The following is a 20,115-nucleotide window of genomic DNA, read 5'->3' on the forward strand; positions in this document are numbered from 1 at the left end:
GATTGGTGCGCTCCCTCATTGGATCGATGCCGTACAGCGATCCCTGTAGGAGCTGCCGAGTGAAACGAGGCTGCGATCTTTTGATCCTCAAGATCAAGGTCAAAAGATCGCAGCGTGCCGCAGCTCCTACAGGAATGTGCATATCGCTGATATTGAGTTGTTTACCCACAATCCCTGTTGGCGGATCTGTGGATAACGTGTTCGCCCATCCCCAAACCCCACGCCATTCAAGCCCTGCAGGCATCCGATCAAAAAACGATCAGTATAAGTCGCGGTTTTTTCTGGGGTTTTGTCCTGAATAACTTCATAAGTTGCCCCCAATCTCTGTTGGCGCTTCTGTGGACAAGATGTTTGCTGTCCGCTGCAAGCCCTGTAATACGTGGCTTGTGGAGGTTTGGTCAATAAATGATCGATTCACCGTTTCAAACCGGAAAGCCCTGGTAAAAACCCCGTATTCACGCAGCTCCAAGCGCTTTTCCACAGAACCGGCAAAGTTACCCCCTGACTCTGTTGGCGCTTCTGTGGATAACGTGTTCGCCATCCTCTACAAGCTATATGAATCGTGGCTTACAGCGACTTGATTAAAAAACAATCAATGATGCCTGCAAACCGTGATTTTGGATAAGTCACTCTTTTTCTACACAAATCAGCGAGTTATTTATCCAATCATCCACAGTTACCCCCATTTGCTGTGGGTGGTTATGTGGATAACTTGTTCGTTGAAGCTCAGGAACCCCGGCCGGCTTAGTCCAAACAGCTATTGATCACATTTCATACAGTTCTATCTTCAATCCTTGACTTCAAACCGGGCGCTGTCTTCACTGCAATGGCACAAGGACAGCCGTCACTTATCCACATCTGGTTCTGGGAGAACGCATGATGGATAGCCGCCCACAGCGCCATCCCCCCTCGCCACGCAAGCGCACGTTACGTCGCGCAGCCAATCAACACGCTCGTCTGTAGCGCCTTCCTGCTTTAACCGCTGTGCTGTCGCCGGGCTCGCCCCGGAGGCCAGGTGCCCGTTCGCCCATTGATTGCAGGCAACCGCAGAGTTGCCCCGTCTGCCTGAGAGAGGAACAACCTCATGACACGCATCGCAACGCCTATCAGCGAGATCAAGGAACACTACGACGTCATTGTCATCGGCTCCGGTTATGGCGGCGGCATTGCTGCGTCGCGCCTGTCCCGGGCCGGCAAGCAGGTGTGCCTGCTCGAACGCGGGCGGGAAATCCAGCCCGGCGAATACCCCAACACCATGATCGCCGCCACCGAAGAGTTGCAGGTACACGACCCGGACGGCCATATCGGCTCGCGCACCGGGCTGTTCGATCTGCACGTCAACGCCCAGCAGAACGTGGTAGTCGGCTGTGGCCTCGGCGGCACGTCGCTGATCAATGCCAACGTGGCCCTGGAACCCGAGCCCGGAGTGTTCGATGACCCGCGCTGGCCGCAAGCGGTGCGCGAGCATCGCGATACGCTGCTCAAGGACGGTTACGCCCGCGCCCGGGAAATGCTCAAGCCCAATCCATACCCGAACACCGCGCCGAACCTGCCCAAGCTCGACGCCAACAAAAAGTCTGCGGACTTCCTCAAGCAGGGCGCGCATTTCTACAAGCCGCCGATCAACGTGACCTTCGACAAACTGCCGAACAACCTCAACCACGTCGGCGTCGAGCAACTGCCGTGCAACCAGTGCGGCGACTGCGTCTCGGGCTGTAACAACAAGGCCAAGAACACCACGCTGATGAACTATCTGCCGGACGCCTGGAACCACGGCGCGGAGATTTTCTGTCAGGCCGAGGTGCGGCATCTGGAACGCGACGGCGATGGCTGGATCGTGCACTTCCAGTATCTGGACAGCGGGCGCGAGAAGTTCGACGCGCCGACGCTGTTCGTGAAAGCCGACGTTGTTGTGGTTTCCGCCGGCACCCTCGGCTCTACCGAAATTCTGCTGCGTTCGCGGGACAAGGGGCTGGTGATGTCCGGCCAGCTCGGCGAGAACATGAGTGGCAACGGCGACATCCTCGGCTTCGGCCACAACTGCGAGCAGACCATCAACGGCATCGGCTTCGGCGCGCACTCGGCCAAGGAACTGCACCCGGTCGGCCCGTGCATCACCTCGGTCATCGACATGCGCACCGAAGGTGACTGGCGCAGCCGCATGGTCATCGAGGAAGGCTCGATTCCCGGCGCCCTCGGCCGGCCGATGGTGCCGGCCATGGCCGGGTTCGCCGAACTGATCGGCAAGGCCACCGATGACAGCTTCAGCGCCAAGGTCAAGTACAAGGAGCGCGAGGCCGAAAGCTTCCTGCGTGGCCCGTACTACGGCGCGCTGCACAACATGCAGACCTACCTGATCATGAGCCACGACAGCGGCCAGGGCCGGATGATTCTCGACAACAAGGATCAGTTGCGCATCGACTGGCCGGGTGTCGGCGAGCAGGAAAACTTCAAGCTCGGCAACGAGCGTCTGTATCAGAGCACCAAGGCGTTGGGCGGGGTCTGGGTCGAGAATCCGATCTGGACCCAACTGCTCAAGCACAGCATCGTCTCGGTGCATCCGCTGGGCGGTTGCGTGATGGGTGAAGACGCCGGGCAAGGCGTGGTCAATCACAAGGGCCAGGTGTTCAGTGGCGCGGCCGGCACCGATGTCTACGCCAGCCTTTACGTGACCGACGGCGCGGTGATTCCGACGTCGCTGGCGGTCAATCCGTTGCTGACCATCTCCGCCGTGAGCGAGCGCAACATGGGCCTGCTCGCCGCCGACCGTGGCTGGCACATCGACTACACGCTGCCCTCGGCACCGCGCAAACAGGTGGCGCCACCGACCCTCGGCGTGCAGTTCACCGAAACCATGAAGGGCTATTTCTCCCGGGCCTTCACCGCCGCGCAAAGCACCGATCTGAAAGTCTACGAGGCGGCGGCCAAACGCGGTGAGGCGGACAACTCGCCGATCGACTTCACCCTGACCATCACCGCCAACGACCTCAACCGGATGATCAAGGAGCCGGAACACGCCGCGACCATCGTCGGTACGGTGATCGCCCCGGCGCTGTCGCCGCAACCGCTAACCGCCAGCAATGGCGTGTTCAACCTGTTCGAGCAATTCGAACAGCAGGTCGACACGCGGCACATGAAATACGACATGAAGCTGACCGCCGAGGACGGCAACGACTATTTCTTCAGCGCTTTCAAAACCGTGCCGGAAGACAACGGCGTGCTGAACATCTGGCACGACACCAGCACCCTGTACGTGACGCTGTACCGCGGGCCGGACAAGTCGGGCGAGGTGATCGGCTCCGGGGTGATGCACATTCATCCGACCGATTTCGCCAAGCAGATGACCACCATGAAAGTGCTCAACGCGCGCAACGAGCGCGAGCGCATCGAAGGGCTGGCGCGTTTCGGCAAGTTCTTCGCCGGGATTCTCTGGGAGAGTTACGGCGGGGTGTTTGCCGGTGACAAATACTTCAACCCTGACGCGCCGCCACGGCTGAAACGGCCGCTGGATGCGCCGACCCCGGCGGTGCATTTCTTCCCCACCGAGGACGGCGTCGAGCTGCGCCTGACCCGTTATCAGGCCGGCAGCAAAGGCCCGGTGATGCTGGTGCATGGCCTGGGCGTCGGTTCGAATATCTTTTCCACCGATACCATCCAGACCAACCTGCTGGAGTACCTGTGCAAGCACGACTACGACGTGTGGCTGCTGGATTTCCGGGTGAGCATTCTGCTGCCGGCAAGCAAGAAGGAGTGGAACGGCGACCAGATCGCCCAGTACGACTTCAAGGCTGCCATCGCGCAGATTCAGCAGCAGACTGGCGCCAAGGACGTGCAATGCGTGGTGCATTGCTACGGCGCTACGACGTTCTTCATGTCGTTGCTGGCGGGGCTGCAAGGTGTGCGTTCGGTGGTCTGCTCGCAGATTGCCGCTGACACGGTGGTCGCCACGGCCACGGGGTTGAAGGCCGGTCTGCACCTGCCGGGGATGCTCGATGCGATCGGCATCAAGTCGATGACGGCTTACGCCGACAGCAAGGAAAACTGGTTCAACCGCCTCTACGACAAGGCCCTCAACGGTTACGCGCGGATCGAGGCGCAGGGCTATTGCACCAACCCGGTGTGCCACCGCATCACCTTCATGTACGCCTCGCTGTATCGCCACGACACCCTTAACGAAACCCTGCACGACAACCTGCACGAGCTGTTCGGCGAGTCGAACATCGAGACCTTCGAGCATTTGGCGCTGATCGTGCGCAAGGGGCATCTGGTGGATTTCAAAGGCAACGATGTGTACATGCCGCACTTCGAGCGGCTGAGCATGCCGATCTGCTTCATCAGCGGCGCGGAGAACCAGTGTTACCTGCCGGAAAGCACCCTCAAGACCTACCAGCGAGTCTGTGAAGCCCACGGGCCGGAACGCTACAGCCGGCATGTGGTGCCGGGCTATGGCCACATCGACTGCATGTTCGGCAAGAACGCAGTGGTGGATGTGTATCCGATCATCCTTGAGCATCTGGAGAAAACGGCTCAGGCCTGACTCTACCCTGTAGGAGCTGCCGCAGGCTGCGATCTTTTGATCTTGAAAAAGCCAAAGATCGCAGCCTGCGGCAGCTCCTACAGGTGCGGTGTCGTGTTCGCAATTCAGACAAGGAAATGGATGATATGGACAGCTACATCCGCTGGTTTCAACGCTTCATCTGGATCGGCATTGCGATGAACATGGTGTTCGCGATCCCGGCGCTGTTCGCGCCGGGGTTGCTGACATCGGTGGTCGGGCTGCCGCCGCAACTCTCCGACCCGTGGCTGGAAAACGCCGGGATGCTGCTGGTGGGCATCAGCGTGTTTTACATGCCGTCGGGCTTCAACGCGCCGCGCTATGTGGTGCATTCCTGGCTGTGCGTGCTGACGCGGCTGATCGCCGTGGTGTTCTGGATTTACCTGATCAACACCAGCATTCAGGGTTCGGTGTTCGTGCCGATGCTGATGGGCGATCTGAGCTTCTTTCTGATCCTCGGCATTCTGTTGTACCTCGGCACCGCGCCCGCGAACCGTCCCTGGGCGCTGCTGTGCGATGGCTGGCGCGAGTGGCGCGCGGCCTGGGCGAGGCAATGGCAGAGTCACGCCTTCAAGGTCGGCACGCTGGTGGTTGTCGCGGTGTTGGGTTTCATCGGTTACGAAACCTGGTATCAGATGCTGCGCGTGGTGCCGGAGCAGGAATACGCCTCCGACGAAGATCACTACAAATACGCCGCCATCGGCCTGGGCATCGAAGCGCGGATCCCGTATTACCTGTTCGCCGTACTGCCGCAGATGTGCCCGGAAAAACTGCCCAAGCCCGGCGGCTGGGAAGTCTTCGGCTTTCTCTATGAGAACGGCAAGGACCTGCCGATCGGCATGGCCAAGCGGCAGATCGGTTACCCGACGGTAGAGCCGAACTGCGCGCTGTGCCACACCGGCTCCTACCGGGCCAATGCCAGCGACGTCGCGGTCAATGTGCCCAGCGCGCCGGCCAACACCCTGCAACTGCAGGCCTTCCAGTGGTTCGCCTACGATTGCGCCAGCGATCCGAAATTCACCACGGACGCGGTGATGGCGGCGATCAATGGCAAGTTTCAGCTGGGCTTTTTCGAGAAGCTCTATAACCGCTACCTGATCATCCCGATGGCGAAAAGCGCTTTGCTCAAGCAGAAGCAGGCCTACGCCTGGCAGAAGCTGCGTCCGCAACAAGGCCCGGGCCGCACCGACACCTTCAACCCGACGAAAATGGTGGTGTTCGGCTTCCCGGATGACTCGACCATCGGCACCGTCGATCTGCCGCAAGTGTGGAACCAGAAGCCGCGGGAATCGATGTACCTGCATTGGGACGGCAATAACAACAAGATCCACGAACGCAACTACGCCGCCGCGATGGCCGTGGGCGCAACGCCGGAGTCGGTGCTGCCGCCGAGCTTCAACCGGGTGACCAATTGGCTGCTCGGGCACAAGGCGCCGGCGTGGCCGTGGGCACTGGATCAGACCAAGGTCGCCCAGGGCAAACCGATCTGGGAAGCCAATTGCGCCGCGTGCCACGACTTCGGTCGCGCCGACACCGGGCAAGTGACCACCAACATCGACCAACTGGGCACCGATCCACATCGGCTGGACTCGTTCACCACCGGTCTGGTGACGGCGTTCCACACCTTCAAGAAACCGCCGTTCGACTTCGGCGCGTATCGCAAGACCCAGAGCTACAGCAACACGCCGACTGACGGTATCTGGCTGCGCGCGCCGTACCTGCACAACGGTTCGGTGCCGACCCTGTGGGATCTGCTGCAACCACCGGAAAAACGTCCGGTGGTGTTCATCACCGGCTCCGACGTCTACGACCCGGTCAACGTCGGTTTCGTCACCACGGGCGCCCAGGCCAAAGCCTCGGCGGATTTCAAATACGACACCCGGCTGGAGGGTAACCACAACAGCGGTCACCTCTATGGCACCACGCTGTCGGACGACGACAAGCGGGCGTTGATCGAATTCATGAAAACCCTGTGAGCCCTTACGGATAGAGGATTACGCCATGTCACTGGTCAGTCATTGGGAACACGAGTACGACAAGGTCAAAGTGCGCATCCACGGCTTGTTCACGCGCATGGAAATGGCCTGGATGAAGCTCATCAGCGAGCTGGAGCCGCAGGAATTCCAGGCGATCATCAAGCTGCTGCAGCGCGGTCACGATCAGGCGCAGTACGTGCTGAAAAACGGCGAGTTGCCCGGCGACGAACCGGCGGTGCCGTGGGAGTTGTCCCATGGCCTGTCGATCCTGCGCATCGGCAATGCCACGCCGTTGCCGCAATCGCCGGATCAACTGGCGACCCGGGTGTTGCAGGACGGCAGTCTGCTCGGTTGTCGCAAGTGGGAGTTGCTTGATCTGCTGTGGAGCGAAGCGCTGCTGAAGTGGATCGAGAACCTGCGTCATCATGCGACCTTCGGCACTGATCCGGCGGTGGTGCAGATGGACCGCGACGTGACCCTGGCGATTGCCGGCGACTGGGGCACCGGCCCCTTCGACAGTCATGCGCCGGCGGTGTCAGTCGCCAACCAGATGCAACTGGCCCAGGCCGATTTCACCATCCATCTGGGCGATGTCTACTACGCCGGCAGCCACTCGCAGGAAGACGTCGACATGGCCGGTTGGCCGATGGGCAGCCACGGCTCGTTCACCCTCAACTCCAACCACGAGATGTACAGCGGCGCCCACGGCTATTTCAAGGAACTGGCCAAGCGCTTTCCGGGGCAGCAGGGCACCAGTTATTTCGCCTTGATCAACGACGACTGGCTGGTGGTCGGACTGGATTCGGCGTATGCCTCGGATGCAATGAACCTGTACATGGACGGCACGCTCAACGAGCCGCAGATCACCTGGATGAAAGCCTTGCCGAAACGCAAAAAGATCATGGTGCTCAGCCATCACCAGGGCTTCGATATTTCCGGACATCACCAGACCGCGCTGTATCAACCTGTGTGCGATGCACTGGGGCGCGAGCCGGATTACTGGTATTGGGGGCATCTGCACAACGGCATCGTCTACGCCAAACAGGGCGGCTTGAATGCGCGCTGCGCCGGGCACGGGGCGATTCCCTATGGCAATGCCAGCGAACTGAACGGGCATTCGCGGGTGTTGTGGTCGGAGACGCAGGATGCCAATGACCCGGCGTATCCGCTGCGGGTGTTGAACGGGTATGCGAAGGTGCGGTTGGTGGGGGAGGATATTTTTGAGGAGTTTATTGGGGAGGATGGCAGTGTGAGGTGGTCGTCCAAGTGATGAGGTGAATGTTCTGACGCCATCGCTGGCAAGCCAGCTCCCACAGGTATGAAGTGTTCACAACATTTGTGTACACCAGAGATCCCTGTGGGAGCTGGCTTGCCAGCGATGCTTTTAGCCCTGGACCGGGACGCCTTTGAGGTAAGGCGCAGGCTCCGCCCCAAGGTTGTTCAGCATCCGCTCGCTGTACCAGTCCACGAAGTTGACCACACCAAACTCATAGGTCTTCGAGTACGGCCCCGGCTGATAAGCGGTGGAGTTGATCCCGCGCTGGTTCTCTTCGGCCAGACGCCGGTCTTGGTCGTTGGTCGCGTCCCACACCTGGCGCATGCGTTCGACGTCGTAATCCACGCCTTCGACCGCGTCCTTGTGCACCAGCCATTTGGTGGTGACCATGGTTTCCTGGGCGCTGATCGGCCACACGGTGAACACGATGATGTGGTCGCCCATGCAGTGGTTCCACGAGTGCGGCAGGTGCAGGATGCGCATCGAGCCCAGGTCCGGGTTCTTGATCCGGCCCATCAGTTTGGCGCAGCCCTGTTTGCCGTCCATTGTCATCGACACGGTGCCCTTGAGCAGCGGCATGCGCACGATACGGTTGCGCAGGCCGAAACTGGCGTGGGCGTAAGGGATCTTCTCGGCTTCCCACGCAGCGGCGGACGCGGCGACGTGATCCTTGAAGGCCTGATCGGCGCGCGGGTCGGTGACGTCGTCCCATTCCAGCAGGGTTTTCAGCAGTTCCGGGTGCGAGGCGTTGCAGTGGTAGCACTCGCGGTTGTTTTCCAGCACCAGTTTCCAGTTGGCCTTTTCCATCAAGGTGGTGGTGATCGCCACCTTGGTGTTCTCCATGTCGTACGGTTCCATGTAGTGGTTGAGCGTCGACAGGAAGTCATCGATGGCCGGCGGATTGTCCGCCAGGCTGATGAAGATGTAGCCGCCGGCAGTCTTCACGTTCACCGGTTTGAGGCCGTACTGCTTCATGTCGAAGTCGGCGCCCATCTCGGTGCCGGCGAACAGCAGGCGCCCGTCCAGCTCATACGTCCACTGGTGGTAGTGGCAGACCAGTTTGGCGACCTTGCCCTTGTCGCTGGTGCACAGGCGCGAGCCACGGTGACGGCAGACGTTATGGAAGGCATGCACCACACCGTCGGCGCCACGAATGACGATGATCGGGTTCTTGCCGATCTGCAGAGTGATGTAGTTGCCCTTGGCCGGGATTTCGCAGGTCATGCCGGCGATCAACCACTCTTTCTGGAAGATTTCCTGCATGTCGATATCGAACAGGCGCTCGTCGCTGTAGAACGGCTGCGGCAGGGAAAAGGTGCGCTCGCGTTCCTGCAGCATTTGTGCGGTGGCCTTGCGTGCGGGTTCCAGCGGATCGCCCAGGCTGATTTTTGCGGTGACGTCCATCGATGTATTCCTCAAGGCCATCTGCGTGGCCGCGAAAGTGGCTGATCAGGGTTGCTACGCAAGGTGTAAAGAATTCGTCTTGGTGTGAGGCGAGTGTGGGGCCGGCGCTGCCCGCAACCTTATCCATGGGCGACATGGTGCAATCTGTTCCCGACGCGCAACCCCCGGTGGTTGGGGGCTGGTCGCGATAAGTATGCCGATGTCGCGGATAGGTAAACGGGCGGTTCACGCTATACGCAGAATCGCCACATGAAGGCCGACAGTCGGCCGTGGAGAACAGCATGTCCAACAGCTTCCTGAATCCGGTCACCACCCAGACCTGGGCCAATGGCCGACACATCGTCCGTTGCGTCAAAGTCATCCAGGAAACCTGGGACGTGCGCACCTTCTGTTTCATGGCCGACCAGCCGATCCTGTTCTTCTTCAAACCCGGGCAGTTCGTGACCCTGGAGCTGGAAATCGACGGCCAGCCGATCATGCGCTCGTACACTATTTCCAGTTCGCCGTCGGTGCCGTACAGCTTTTCGGTGACCATCAAACGGGTGCCGGGCGGCAAGGTCTCCAACTGGCTGCACGACACCCTGCATGAAGGGCAGGAGCTGGCGGTACACGGGCCGGTCGGGCTGTTCAACGCCATCGATTTCCCGAGCCCGAAAGTTCTGTATCTGAGCGGCGGCGTGGGGATCACCCCGTGCATGTCGATGGCGCGCTGGTTCTACGACACCAACGCCAACGTCGACATGACCTTTATCCACAGCGCGCGCTCGCCGAAAGACATCATTTATCACCGCGAGCTGGAACACATGGCGTCGCGGATCGACAACTTCAGCCTGCACCTGATCTGCGAGAAACACGGGCTGGGCGAGCCGTGGGCCGGTTATCGCGGCTACCTCAATCACAAGATGCTCGAACTGATGGTGCCGGACTTCCTCGAGCGCGAAGTGTTCTGCTGCGGCCCGACGCCGTACATGACTGCCGTCAAGCGCCTGCTCGAAGCCGCCGGCTACGACATGTCGCGTTATCACGAGGAATCCTTTGGCGCCACGCCACCGGAAGCCCGTGCCGATGCGGTGGAACAGGCCGAGCAGGCTGCCGAGGCGCCGGAAATCGATGCGGCGGATCTGCATCAGGTCGAGTTCACCGCCTCCGGCAAGAGTATTCGCGTGGCACCGGGCGAAACCGTCCACGCGGCAGCGGCAAAGTTGGGCCTGATGATCCCGAAAGCCTGCGGCATGGGTATTTGCGGCACGTGCAAGGTGCTCAAGCTGGGCGGCGAAGTGGAGATGGAGCACAACGGCGGGATCACCGAGGACGACGAGGCGGAAGGGTTTATCCTCTCGTGCTGCAGCGTGCCCAAAGGCGACGTCAGAATCGAATTCTGAGCCGGCCCCCTGTAGGAGCTGCCGCAGGCTGCGATCTTTTGATCTTAAAAAACAAGATCAAAAGATCGCAGCCTTCGGCAGCTCCTACAGGGATGGTATTCAGTCGATGAACAGGTCGGACATCAGTGGGGCGGTGCTGTCCGGATCAAATCGGTAGTGATCAAATTCAGTCACTCCGTGCTCTCGCAAAATTTCTTCGTCGATAAGCAGTCGTCCAGTGATCTGCCGCCCGCTACTGCTGAGAATCACATGCGCCGCATCCGCCATGATCGCCGGTGTGCGCGCATGCTTGAACGACTCCCGGCTGCCCAGCTGAAACTCGATCGCCGCCGTGGCAATCATGGTCTGCGGCCACAGCGAATTGACGCTGATCCCGTAACTGGCGAATTCCTCGCTCATGCCCACGGTCAGCATGCTCATGCCGTATTTGGTCACGGTGTAGGGGCTGTACTGGGCGAACCATTTGCTCGCCATATTCAGCGGCGGCGACAGGTTAAGGATGTGTCCGGCGGATTTCTTCAGATAGGGCAGGGCGGCCTGGCTGCACAGCAACACGGCGCGGGTGTTGATCTGGTGCATCAGGTCGAAGCGTTTGAGTTCGATGTGCTGCACGCCAGTGAGCTTGATCGCCCCGGCGTTATTGACCAGCGCATCGATGCCGCCGAAATGCTCGTTGGCCTTGGCCAGCGCATTGCGCACGGCGTCTTCATCACGCACGTCCAACTGCAACGCCAATGCCTGGCCGCCAGCGGCTTCGACTTCTGCTGCGACGCTGTGAATGGTGCCGGGCAGTTTGGGGTGGGCTTCGGCGCTCTTGGCCGCAATCACGATATTGGCCCCGTCCTTCGCGGCCCGCAGCGCAATCTCACGGCCGATGCCACGGCTGGCGCCGGTGATGAACAGGGTTTTGCCTTGTAGCGACATGCCGATGCTCCTGCTTCTTGTTATGTGAGCGGAGGGCTCGACAGACAATGTAGATCAGGCAGTGGAAAACGACACAAGTATGAAACCCACGCCAAAGCTTTAATCGCCTGGGCGTGGGAGGTATTTATTTATCTGGCGTGTACTCGGTCAAGAGAACTACTTTGTAAGTGTGTTCTCCTGACTTTGTGAACATTTTGCCGCGGATGTCGTGTCTCCCGGTGAGCGTTTGGATGTAATCGCCAATTTGTGCGTATTTCACTAAGTCCTCGTCCAAAATCTGGTTTGCAGGTAGTGCCAGCACTTCGTTTTGTTCCGACATTTTTAATCTCCTTTCCGTTTCCAGCCTGGTTAAGGCAAAACGGTTCGCACCAGAAAGATCAGGTTGATCGTTCTCGGGTGTGATTCAAAGGTAAGGAGCGCTCGAATGGCTGGCGACTGTCAGAAATACTAGTACCGACGAACGGTTGTGATCTCGCGTTCGTCGGTAATGCGGCTTAGATGCTCATCACTTCACGGATATCGCACGCCAGTTCGCGTACTCGTTCTTCTTCGGTGTCCCACGAGCACATGAAGCGTGCGCCGCCCTTGCCGATGAAGGTGTAGAAGCGCCAGTTCTTCGCGGTCAGCGCGGCGATGGCCGGTTCCGAAAGCTGCAGGAACACGCCGTTGGCCTGTACCGGGAACATCAGCTCGACGCCCGGAATATCACTGACCAGCTCGGCCAGCAGCTGCGCGCAGTGGTTGGCGTGGCGAGCGTATTTGAGCCACGCATCGTTTTCGAGGATGCCGACCCACGGTGCTGAAAGAAAGCGCATTTTCGACGCCAGTTGCCCGGCCTGCTTGCAGCGGTAATCGAAGTCTTCGGCCAGCTTGTGGTTGAAGAACAGAATCGCTTCACCCACCGCCATGCCGTTCTTGGTGCCGCCGAAGCACAGCACGTCCACGCCGGCCTTCCAGGTCAGATCGGCCGGCGAGCAGCCGAGAAACGCGCAGGCGTTGGAGAAGCGCGCGCCGTCCATGTGCAGGTGCAGGCCCAGTTCCTTGCAGGTGGCGCTGATGGCACGGACTTCATCCGGGGTGTAGACGCTGCCGACTTCGGTGGCCTGGGTCAGGGTCACGACGCGCGGTTTGGGGTAGTGGATGTCCTGACGCTTGAGCGCGACTTCGCGGATCGACTGCGGGGTGATCTTGCCGTTTTCAGTGCCGGCGATCAGCAGTTTCGAGCCGTTGGAGAAGAATTCCGGCGCGCCGCATTCGTCGGTTTCGACGTGGGCGGTTTCCGAGCAGATCACGCTGTGGTAACTCTGGCACAGCGACGACAGCGCCAGCGAGTTGGCGGCGGTGCCGTTGAAGGCGAAGAATACTTCGCAGTCGGTTTCGAACAGTTGGCGGAAATGGTCGGACGCGCGTGCTGTCCATTCATCGTCACCGTAGGCGCGCTGGTGGCCGTGGTTGGCCTGTTCCATGGCGGCCCAGGCTTCGGGGCAGATACCGGAGTAGTTGTCGCTGGCGAATTGTTGGCTCTTGTCGGTCATGGCCGGCTTCCGTGATCGAAACGCTTGTGGCGCTTCGTTGGTCAATGATGGTGCGCACTTTACCGAAGATCTTCCGGGGAGCACACGGGATGTCGCAGTCAGAAAATTACCAGTTTGTTGCCCGATTATGCACGTGAGCCAACGCGACGGCGCGCTGGATTTGCTCAAGTGGCTGGCGCTGCTGAGCATGCTGCTCGATCACCTGCGATATGTCGGGATCAGCGCCGATTGGCTGTATGTTCCGGGGCGCATGGCGTTCCCGTGGTTCTGTCTGGCGATGGCGGCAAATCTTGCCCGCGCCGGTGCGCAGATGACCGAGTGGCGCTATCTGGGCTGGTTGCTGCTGTTCAGTCTGGTCAGCGAGATTCCTTACCGCTTGTACATTCCCGATCCCGACACCTTGAACGTGATGCCCACATTGGCGCTGGGGTTGCTGGTGGCGCGGGGCTGGCAGGATCGCACGTTGTTGTCGCGGCTTTTGGGCGTTGGTGCCTTGCTGCTGGCGGCGCTGTTTTCGCAGTGGCTGATGTTCGGCGTGTTTGGCGTGTTGCTGCCGCTGGCACTGCTGTGGGTGATCCGTCGCCCCTGGTATTTCGGCCTGCTGCCGGGGCTGGTGTGTCTGGCGGGGAATCAGTGGCAGGTCTTGTATGAGGCTGCCACGTTCGGTAATGCCGTCGCGGTATTCGGCATCGCGGCGTGTCTGGTTGCGCCACTGCTCGGGATAGTCTTGTTGCGACATGCCGGATCCCTTCATCCATTGCCCATGCGCCGCTGGGCGTACGCCCTTTATCCCCTGCATTTCCTCATTCTCCTGGCGCTACGCATGTCCCTGTAGGAGCTGCCGCAGGCTGCGATCTTTTGATCTTCAAAAATCCAGGGTCAAAAGATCGCAGCCTGCGGCAGCTCCTACAGGGGAACGCATTCTCCGAGTCATTTCGGGCCATGTCGTAAACGCACCTTTGTGTGGCGTCCGTAGGCATCTGGGCTGTCTGCGCCGGCCATACCATCGCATCAAAGGGCACCGCCGCAAGCCGCGTGCCTGACCAAGACGAAATGGCGCACCGACGCCGCCGGGAGAGACGCGATGTTCAGCAAGCAAGACCAGATCCAGGGTTACGACGATGCACTGCTGGCGGCGATGAATGCCGAGGAGCAACGTCAGGAAGATCACATCGAGCTGATCGCGTCGGAAAACTACACCAGCAAGCGCGTGATGGAGGCGCAGGGCAGCGGCCTGACCAACAAATACGCCGAAGGTTATCCGGGCAAGCGTTACTACGGCGGCTGCGAGCATGTGGATAAAGTCGAAGCGCTGGCCATCGAGCGCGCCAAGCAACTGTTCGGCGCCGATTACGCCAACGTCCAGCCGCACTCTGGCTCCTCGGCCAACAGCGCCGTGTACCTGGCGCTGATCCAGCCGGGCGACACCATTCTGGGCATGAGCCTGGCCCACGGCGGCCACCTGACCCACGGCGCCAAAGTGTCGTCCTCGGGCAAGCTGTACAACGCGGTGCAGTACGGGATCAACACCGACACCGGGCTGATCGATTACGACGAAGTCGAGCGTCTGGCCGTCGAGTGCAAGCCGAAGATGATCGTTGCCGGGTTCTCTGCTTATTCGAAGACGCTGGACTTCCCGCGTTTCCGCCAGATTGCCGACAAGGTCGGTGCGCTGCTGTTCGTCGACATGGCCCACGTCGCCGGTCTGGTGGCTGCCGGTCTCTACCCGAACCCGCTGCCGTACGCCGACGTGGTCACCACCACCACCCACAAGACCCTGCGCGGTCCGCGTGGCGGGCTGATCCTGGCCAAGTCCAACGAAGAGATCGAGAAGAAGCTCAACGCGGCGGTGTTCCCCGGCGCTCAGGGCGGCCCGCTGATGCACGTCATCGCCGGTAAAGCGGTGTGCTTCAAGGAAGCGCTGGAGCCTGGCTTCAAGGCTTATCAGCAGCAAGTGATCGACAACGCCAAGGCCATGGCCAGCGTGTTTATCAAACGTGGCTACGATGTAGTGTCCGGCGGCACCGACAACCACCTGTTCCTGGTCAGCCTGATCCGTCAGGGCCTGACCGGTAAAGATGCCGACGCGGCCCTTGGCCGTGCGCACATTACCGTCAACAAGAACGCCGTGCCGAACGACCCGCAGTCGCCGTTCGTGACTTCGGGCCTGCGCATCGGCACCCCGGCCGTCACCACGCGTGGCTTCAAGGTCGCCCAGTGCGAAGTGCTGGCCGGCTGGATCTGCGACATCCTCGACAACCTCGGTGACGCCGACGTTGAAGCGAATGTGGCCAAGAACGTCGCGGCACTGTGCGCCGACTACCCGGTTTATCGCTGAGCGGTTTGGAGTAAATGACTATGCAACGCTATTCGGGCTTCGGCCTCTTCAAACACTCCCTCAGCCACCACGAAAACTGGCAGCGCATGTGGCGCACGCCGACGCCGAAGAAGGTCTACGACGTGGTCATCGTCGGCGGTGGCGGGCACGGTCTGGCGACCGCCTACTATCTGGCGAAAGAGCACGGCATCACCAACGTCGCCGTGGTCGAGAAAGGCTGGCTGGGCGGCGGCAACACCGCGCGCAACACCACCATCGTGCGTTCCAACTACCTGTGGGACGAGTCGGCGCACCTGTACGAACACGCGATGAAACTGTGGGAAGGCCTGTCGCAGGACCTGAACTACAACGTGATGTTCTCCCAGCGCGGCGTCTACAACCTGTGCCACACCCTGCAGGACATCCGTGATTCCGAGCGTCGGGTCAGCGCCAACCGCCTCAACGGCGTCGACGGCGAACTGCTCAACGCCAAGCAAGTGGCTGACGAGATCCCGTACCTCGACTGCTCGAAAAACACCCGCTACCCGGTGATGGGCGCAACCGTGCAGCGTCGCGGCGGCGTCGCCCGTCACGATGCCGTGGCCTGGGGCTTTGCCCGTGCCGCCGACGCATTGGGCGTGGACTTGATCCAGCAGACCGAAGTCATCGGTTTCCGCAAGGAAAACGGCGTGTGCATCGGCGTTGAAACCAACAAGGGTTTCATCGGCGCCAAGCGCGTCGGCGTGGTCACCGCCGGTAACTCCGGGCACATGGCCAAGCTCGCCGGTTTCCGTCTGCCGATCGAATCCCACCCGCTGCAGGCGCTGGTGTCCGAGCCGATCAAGCCGATTATCGACAGCGTGATCATGTCCAACGCCGTGCACGGTTACATCAGCCAGTCGGACAAGGGCGACCTGGTGATCGGCGCCGGTATCGACGGCTACAACGGTTACGGCCAGCGCGGTTCGTACCCGGTGATCGAGCACACCATCCAGGCCATCGTCGAGATGTTCCCGGTGCTGTCGCGGGTGCGCATGAACCGCCAGTGGGGCGGCATCGTCGACACCACCCCGGACGCCTGCCCGATCATTTCGAAAACCCCGGTACCGAACATGTTCTTCAACTGCGGTTGGGGTACCGGTGGCTTCAAGGCCACTCCCGGCTCGGGCAACGTGTTTGCCGCCAGCCTGGCCAAGGGTGAAATGCACCCATTGGCTGCACCTTTCTCCATCGACCGTTTCCACAACGGTGCGTTGATCGATGAACACGGCGCTGCTGCGGTTGCCCACTAACAGGAGAAATCCCCATGTTGCATATCTTCTGTCCTCACTGCGGCGAACTGCGCTCCGAAGAGGAATTCCACGCATCCGGTCAGGCGCACATCCCGCGCCCACTGGATCCAGCCGCTTGCACTGACGAAGAGTGGGGCGACTACATGTTCTTCCGCGACAACCCGCGTGGTCTGCACCACGAGCTGTGGGATCACGTCGCCGGTTGCCGCCAGTACTTCAACGTCACCCGCGACACCGTGACCTACGAGATTCTCGAAACCTACAAGATCGGCACCAAGCCGCAATTCACCGACAAGGCTGATACGGCGAAAACAGCCACGACGGCGCTGGGAGAGAAGGTATGAGCCAGACCAATCGCCTGTCCAACGGTGGACGGATCGACCGCAACAAAGTGCTGAGCTTCACCTTCAACGGTCAGAGCTACAAAGGCTTCGAGGGCGACTCGCTGGCCTCGGCACTGATCGCCAACGGCGTCGACATCATCGGCCGCAGCTTCAAGTATTCGCGTCCTCGCGGGATCTTCGCCGCCGGTGCCGAAGAGCCGAACGCCGTGCTGCAGATCGGGGCCACCGAAGCCACGCAGATTCCCAACGTGCGCGCCACGCAACAGGCGCTGTACCAAGGCCTGGTCGCCACCAGCACCAACGGTTGGCCGAGCGTCAACAACGACATGATGGGCATTCTCGGCAAGGTCGGCGGCAAGCTGATGCCGCCGGGTTTCTACTACAAAACCTTCATGTACCCGCAATCGTTCTGGATGACATACGAGAAGTACATTCGCAAGGCTGCCGGCCTGGGCCGTTCGCCGACCGAAGTCGATCCGGACACCTACGACTACATGAACCAGCACTGCGACGTGCTGATCGTCGGCGCCGGCCCTGCCGGGCTCGCCGCGGCACTGGCAGCTGCGCGCAGCGGTGCGCGGGTGATCCTCGCCGATGAGCAGGAAGAGTTCGGCGGCAGCCTGCTCGATTCCCGCGAAAGCCTCGACGGCAAACCGGCGATCGAGTGGGTGGCGAGCGTCATCGCTGAACTGAAGAACACCCCGGACGTGCTGCTGTTGCCGCGCGCCACGGTCAACGGCTACCACGACCATAACTTCCTGACCATTCACGAACGCCTCACCGATCACCTTGGTGACCGCGCGCCAATCGGTCAGGTGCGTCAGCGCATTCACCGGGTTCGCGCCAAGCGTGTGGTGCTGGCGACCGGTGCCCACGAACGTCCGCTGGTCTACGGCAACAACGACGTGCCGGGCAACATGCTTGCCGGTGCGGTCTCGACTTACGTGCGCCGTTACGGCGTGGCACCGGGCAAAAAACTGGTGCTGACCACCAACAACGATCATGCCTACCGCGTGGCGCTGGACTGGCTCGACGCCAGCCTGCAAGTGGTGGCCATCGCCGATGCGCGCAGCAATCCGCGTGGTGCGCTGGTGGAAGAAGCGCGCGCCAAAGGCATTCGCATCCTCACTGGCAGCGCCGTGATCGAGGCCCGTGGCAGCAAGCGTGTGACCGCTGCCCGCGTCGCCGCGATCGATGTCAAAGCGCACACCGTGACCAGTCCGGGCGAATGGCTCGACTGCGACGTGATCGCTAGCTCCGGCGGATACAGCCCTGTCGTGCACCTGGCTTCGCACCTCGGTGGCAAGCCGGTCTGGCGCGAAGACATCCTCGGTTTCGTACCGGGCGAAGCACCGCAGAAGCGTGTGTGCGTCGGTGGCATCAACGGCGTTTACGGCCTCGGAGATTCGCTGGCCGATGGTTTCGAAGGTGGCGCACGTGCTGCCAGTGAAGCCGGGTTCGGGGTGGTCGAAGGCACGCTGCCCAAGGCCCTGAGCCGTCTCGAAGAAGCGACGCTGGCGCTGTTCCAGGTGCCGCACGAGAAGGGCACCTCGCGGGCGCCGAAGCAATTTGTCGACCTGCAGAACGACGTCACCGCCGCCGCCATCGAACTGGCGACCCGCGAAGGTTTCGAGTCGGTCGAGCACGTCAAACGCTACACCGCGCTGGGCTTCGGCACCGATCAGGGCAAGCTCGGCAACGTCAACGGTCTGGCCATCGCTGCCCGCTCGCTGAACGTGACCATCCCGCAGATGGGCACCACGATGTTCCGCCCGAACTACACGCCAGTGACGTTCGGCGCGGTAGCCGGTCGTCACTGTGGGCACATCTTCGAGCCGGTGCGCTACACGGCGCTGCATCAATGGCACCTGAAAAACGGCGCCGAGTTCGAAGACGTCGGCCAGTGGAAACGTCCATGGTACTTCCCGAAAAACGGCGAAGACATGCATGCGGCGGTGAAGCGCGAATGCAAAGCCGTGCGCGACAGCGTCGGCCTGCTCGACGCCTCGACTCTGGGCAAGATCGACATTCAAGGACCGGATGCCCGCGAGTTCCTCAACCGCGTGTACACCAACGCCTGGACCAAGCTCGACGTGGGCAAGGCGCGTTACGGCCTGATGTGCAAAGAAGACGGCATGGTCTTCGACGACGGTGTGACGGCGTGTCTGGCCGACAACCATTTCGTCATGACCACCACCACCGGCGGCGCGGCTCGCGTACTGCAATGGCTGGAGCTGTACCACCAGACCGAATGGCCAGAGATGAAGGTGTATTTCACCTCGGTCACCGACCACTGGGCGACCATGACCCTGTCCGGGCCGAACAGCCGCAAGCTGCTCAGCGCCGTGACCGACATCGACCTGAGCAACGAAGCTTTCCCGTTCATGACCTGGAAAGAAGGTCTGGTGGGCGGTGTGCCGGCGCGGGTGTTCCGTATCTCGTTCACCGGTGAGCTGTCGTACGAAGTCAACGTCCAGGCCGACTACGCGATGGGCGTGCTGGAGAAAATCGTCGAGGCCGGCAAGCAGTACAACCTGACGCCGTACGGCACCGAAACCATGCACGTCCTGCGTGCCGAGAAAGGTTTCATCATCGTCGGCCAGGACACCGACGGCTCGATGACCCCGGACGACCTGAATATGGGCTGGTGCGTCGGTCGCACCAAACCGTTCTCGTGGATCGGCCAGCGCGGCATGAACCGTGAAGACTGCGTGAAGGATCAGCGTAAACAACTGGTGGGCCTGAAGCCGATCGATCCGAATGTATGGCTGCCGGAAGGTGCACAACTGGTGTTCAACACCAAGCAGGCGATCCCGATGACCATGGTCGGCCACGTGACCTCCAGCTACGCGCACAACTCCCTCGGTTATTCGTTTGCCATGGGTGTGGTCAAGGGCGGTCTCAAGCGCATGGGCGAGCGGGTGTTTGCGCCGCTGGCCGATGGCAGCGTGATCGAGGCGGAGATCGTGTCTTCGGTGTTCTTCGATCCGAAAGGGGATCGGCAGAACATCTAACACCTCAATCCCTGTGGGAGCGGGCTTGCCCGCGATGGCGTCAGACCAGACAACACAATGGTGACTGATACAACGCTATCGCTGGCAAGCCAGCTC

At 60.9% G+C, this 20,115-nt stretch carries 13 protein-coding genes; 9 read left to right on the forward strand and 4 right to left on the reverse strand.

The genetic code is table 11. The annotated features are described in order from the left end of the window. The first annotated feature begins 1,084 nt into the window (after positions 1 to 1,084). The 3 genes from DBR18_RS17680 to DBR18_RS17690 all read left to right on the forward strand — a co-directional run bounded on the left by DBR18_RS17680 (position 1,085) and on the right by DBR18_RS17690 (position 7,801). Positions 1,085 to 4,537: an alpha/beta fold hydrolase gene (locus DBR18_RS17680; RefSeq protein ID WP_108591276.1), complete on the forward strand. Its 3,453-nt coding sequence runs from the start codon at positions 1,085 to 1,087 to the stop codon at positions 4,535 to 4,537. A 125-nt stretch (positions 4,538 to 4,662) separates the two neighbouring features. Continuing rightward, the gene (locus tag DBR18_RS17685; protein ID WP_108591277.1) at positions 4,663 to 6,531 is read left to right on the forward strand and encodes a hypothetical protein; all 1,869 of its coding nucleotides are present in this window, start codon (positions 4,663 to 4,665) and stop codon (positions 6,529 to 6,531) included. A gap of 25 nt (positions 6,532 to 6,556) precedes the next feature. Next, positions 6,557 to 7,801 (forward strand): metallophosphoesterase, encoded by a 1,245-nt coding sequence (locus DBR18_RS17690; protein ID WP_108591278.1) that lies wholly within the window; start codon positions 6,557 to 6,559, stop codon positions 7,799 to 7,801. Positions 7,802 to 7,915: 114 nt separating this feature from the next. Here DBR18_RS17690 and gbcA read toward each other — a convergent pair whose 3' ends face one another. Beyond that, positions 7,916 to 9,211 (reverse strand): glycine-betaine demethylase subunit GbcA, encoded by a 1,296-nt coding sequence (gene gbcA / locus DBR18_RS17695; protein ID WP_108591279.1) that lies wholly within the window; start codon positions 9,209 to 9,211, stop codon positions 7,916 to 7,918. 281 nt (positions 9,212 to 9,492) lie between these two features. Here gbcA and gbcB point away from each other — a divergent pair, with 281 nt between their 5' ends. Continuing rightward, a complete protein-coding gene (gbcB, locus tag DBR18_RS17705) occupies positions 9,493 to 10,593 on the forward strand; it encodes a glycine-betaine demethylase subunit GbcB (RefSeq protein WP_003228970.1) in 1,101 nt (366 codons plus the stop codon). A 99-nt stretch (positions 10,594 to 10,692) separates the two neighbouring features. Here gbcB and DBR18_RS17710 read toward each other — a convergent pair whose 3' ends face one another. The 3 genes from DBR18_RS17710 to DBR18_RS17720 form a co-directional block, all read right to left on the reverse strand. Then, complete coding sequence (locus tag DBR18_RS17710) at positions 10,693 to 11,517, reverse strand: NAD(P)-dependent oxidoreductase (RefSeq protein ID WP_108591280.1); 825 nt, start codon at positions 11,515 to 11,517, stop codon at positions 10,693 to 10,695. 124 nt (positions 11,518 to 11,641) lie between these two features. Beyond that, positions 11,642 to 11,836, reverse strand: coding sequence for a hypothetical protein (locus DBR18_RS17715; protein WP_108591281.1), 195 nt, complete (start codon positions 11,834 to 11,836; stop codon positions 11,642 to 11,644). A 175-nt stretch (positions 11,837 to 12,011) separates the two neighbouring features. After that, entirely contained in the window at positions 12,012 to 13,052 is a 1,041-nt protein-coding gene (locus DBR18_RS17720; RefSeq protein WP_108591282.1) for a low specificity L-threonine aldolase, read from the reverse strand. 127 nt (positions 13,053 to 13,179) lie between these two features. Between DBR18_RS17720 and DBR18_RS17725 the strand changes: the two genes are divergently transcribed. The 5 genes from DBR18_RS17725 (at position 13,180) to DBR18_RS17745 (ending at position 20,019) form a co-directional block, all read left to right on the forward strand. Then, a complete protein-coding gene (locus DBR18_RS17725; RefSeq protein WP_108591283.1) occupies positions 13,180 to 13,887 on the forward strand; it encodes a TraX family protein in 708 nt (235 codons plus the stop codon). A gap of 249 nt (positions 13,888 to 14,136) precedes the next feature. Next, entirely contained in the window at positions 14,137 to 15,390 is a 1,254-nt protein-coding gene (gene glyA, locus DBR18_RS17730) for a serine hydroxymethyltransferase (RefSeq protein WP_003228965.1), read from the forward strand. 20 nt (positions 15,391 to 15,410) lie between these two features. Next, entirely contained in the window at positions 15,411 to 16,661 is a 1,251-nt protein-coding gene (locus DBR18_RS17735; protein WP_003206307.1) for a sarcosine oxidase subunit beta, read from the forward strand. 14 nt (positions 16,662 to 16,675) lie between these two features. Next, entirely contained in the window at positions 16,676 to 17,005 is a 330-nt protein-coding gene (locus DBR18_RS17740; protein ID WP_007962600.1) for a sarcosine oxidase subunit delta, read from the forward strand. Continuing rightward, positions 17,002 to 20,019, forward strand: a complete 3,018-nt coding sequence (locus DBR18_RS17745; protein ID WP_108591284.1) for a sarcosine oxidase subunit alpha — start codon at positions 17,002 to 17,004, stop codon at positions 20,017 to 20,019. Before DBR18_RS17740 ends, DBR18_RS17745 begins: the two co-directional genes overlap by 4 nt. Positions 20,020 to 20,115 lie beyond the last annotated feature (96 nt).

The organism is Pseudomonas sp. HMWF021, from assembly GCF_003061005.1.
GTDB lineage: Bacteria > Pseudomonadota > Gammaproteobacteria > Pseudomonadales > Pseudomonadaceae > Aquipseudomonas.

Coding starts and splice junctions, on each gene's coding strand:
- DBR18_RS17690 (WP_108591278.1), top strand. CDS start 6,557: ATGTCACTGGTCAGTCATTGGGAACACGAGTACGACAAGGTCAAAGTG.
- gbcB (WP_003228970.1), top strand. CDS start 9,493: ATGTCCAACAGCTTCCTGAATCCGGTCACCACCCAGACCTGGGCCAAT.
- DBR18_RS17715 (WP_108591281.1), bottom strand. CDS start 11,836: ATGTCGGAACAAAACGAAGTGCTGGCACTACCTGCAAACCAGATTTTG.
- gbcA (WP_108591279.1), bottom strand. CDS start 9,211: ATGGACGTCACCGCAAAAATCAGCCTGGGCGATCCGCTGGAACCCGCA.
- DBR18_RS17725 (WP_108591283.1), top strand. CDS start 13,180: ATGCACGTGAGCCAACGCGACGGCGCGCTGGATTTGCTCAAGTGGCTG.
- DBR18_RS17740 (WP_007962600.1), top strand. CDS start 16,676: ATGTTGCATATCTTCTGTCCTCACTGCGGCGAACTGCGCTCCGAAGAG.
- glyA (WP_003228965.1), top strand. CDS start 14,137: ATGTTCAGCAAGCAAGACCAGATCCAGGGTTACGACGATGCACTGCTG.
- DBR18_RS17720 (WP_108591282.1), bottom strand. CDS start 13,052: ATGACCGACAAGAGCCAACAATTCGCCAGCGACAACTACTCCGGTATC.
- DBR18_RS17745 (WP_108591284.1), top strand. CDS start 17,002: ATGAGCCAGACCAATCGCCTGTCCAACGGTGGACGGATCGACCGCAAC.
- DBR18_RS17735 (WP_003206307.1), top strand. CDS start 15,411: ATGCAACGCTATTCGGGCTTCGGCCTCTTCAAACACTCCCTCAGCCAC.
- DBR18_RS17685 (WP_108591277.1), top strand. CDS start 4,663: ATGGACAGCTACATCCGCTGGTTTCAACGCTTCATCTGGATCGGCATT.
- DBR18_RS17710 (WP_108591280.1), bottom strand. CDS start 11,517: ATGTCGCTACAAGGCAAAACCCTGTTCATCACCGGCGCCAGCCGTGGC.
- DBR18_RS17680 (WP_108591276.1), top strand. CDS start 1,085: ATGACACGCATCGCAACGCCTATCAGCGAGATCAAGGAACACTACGAC.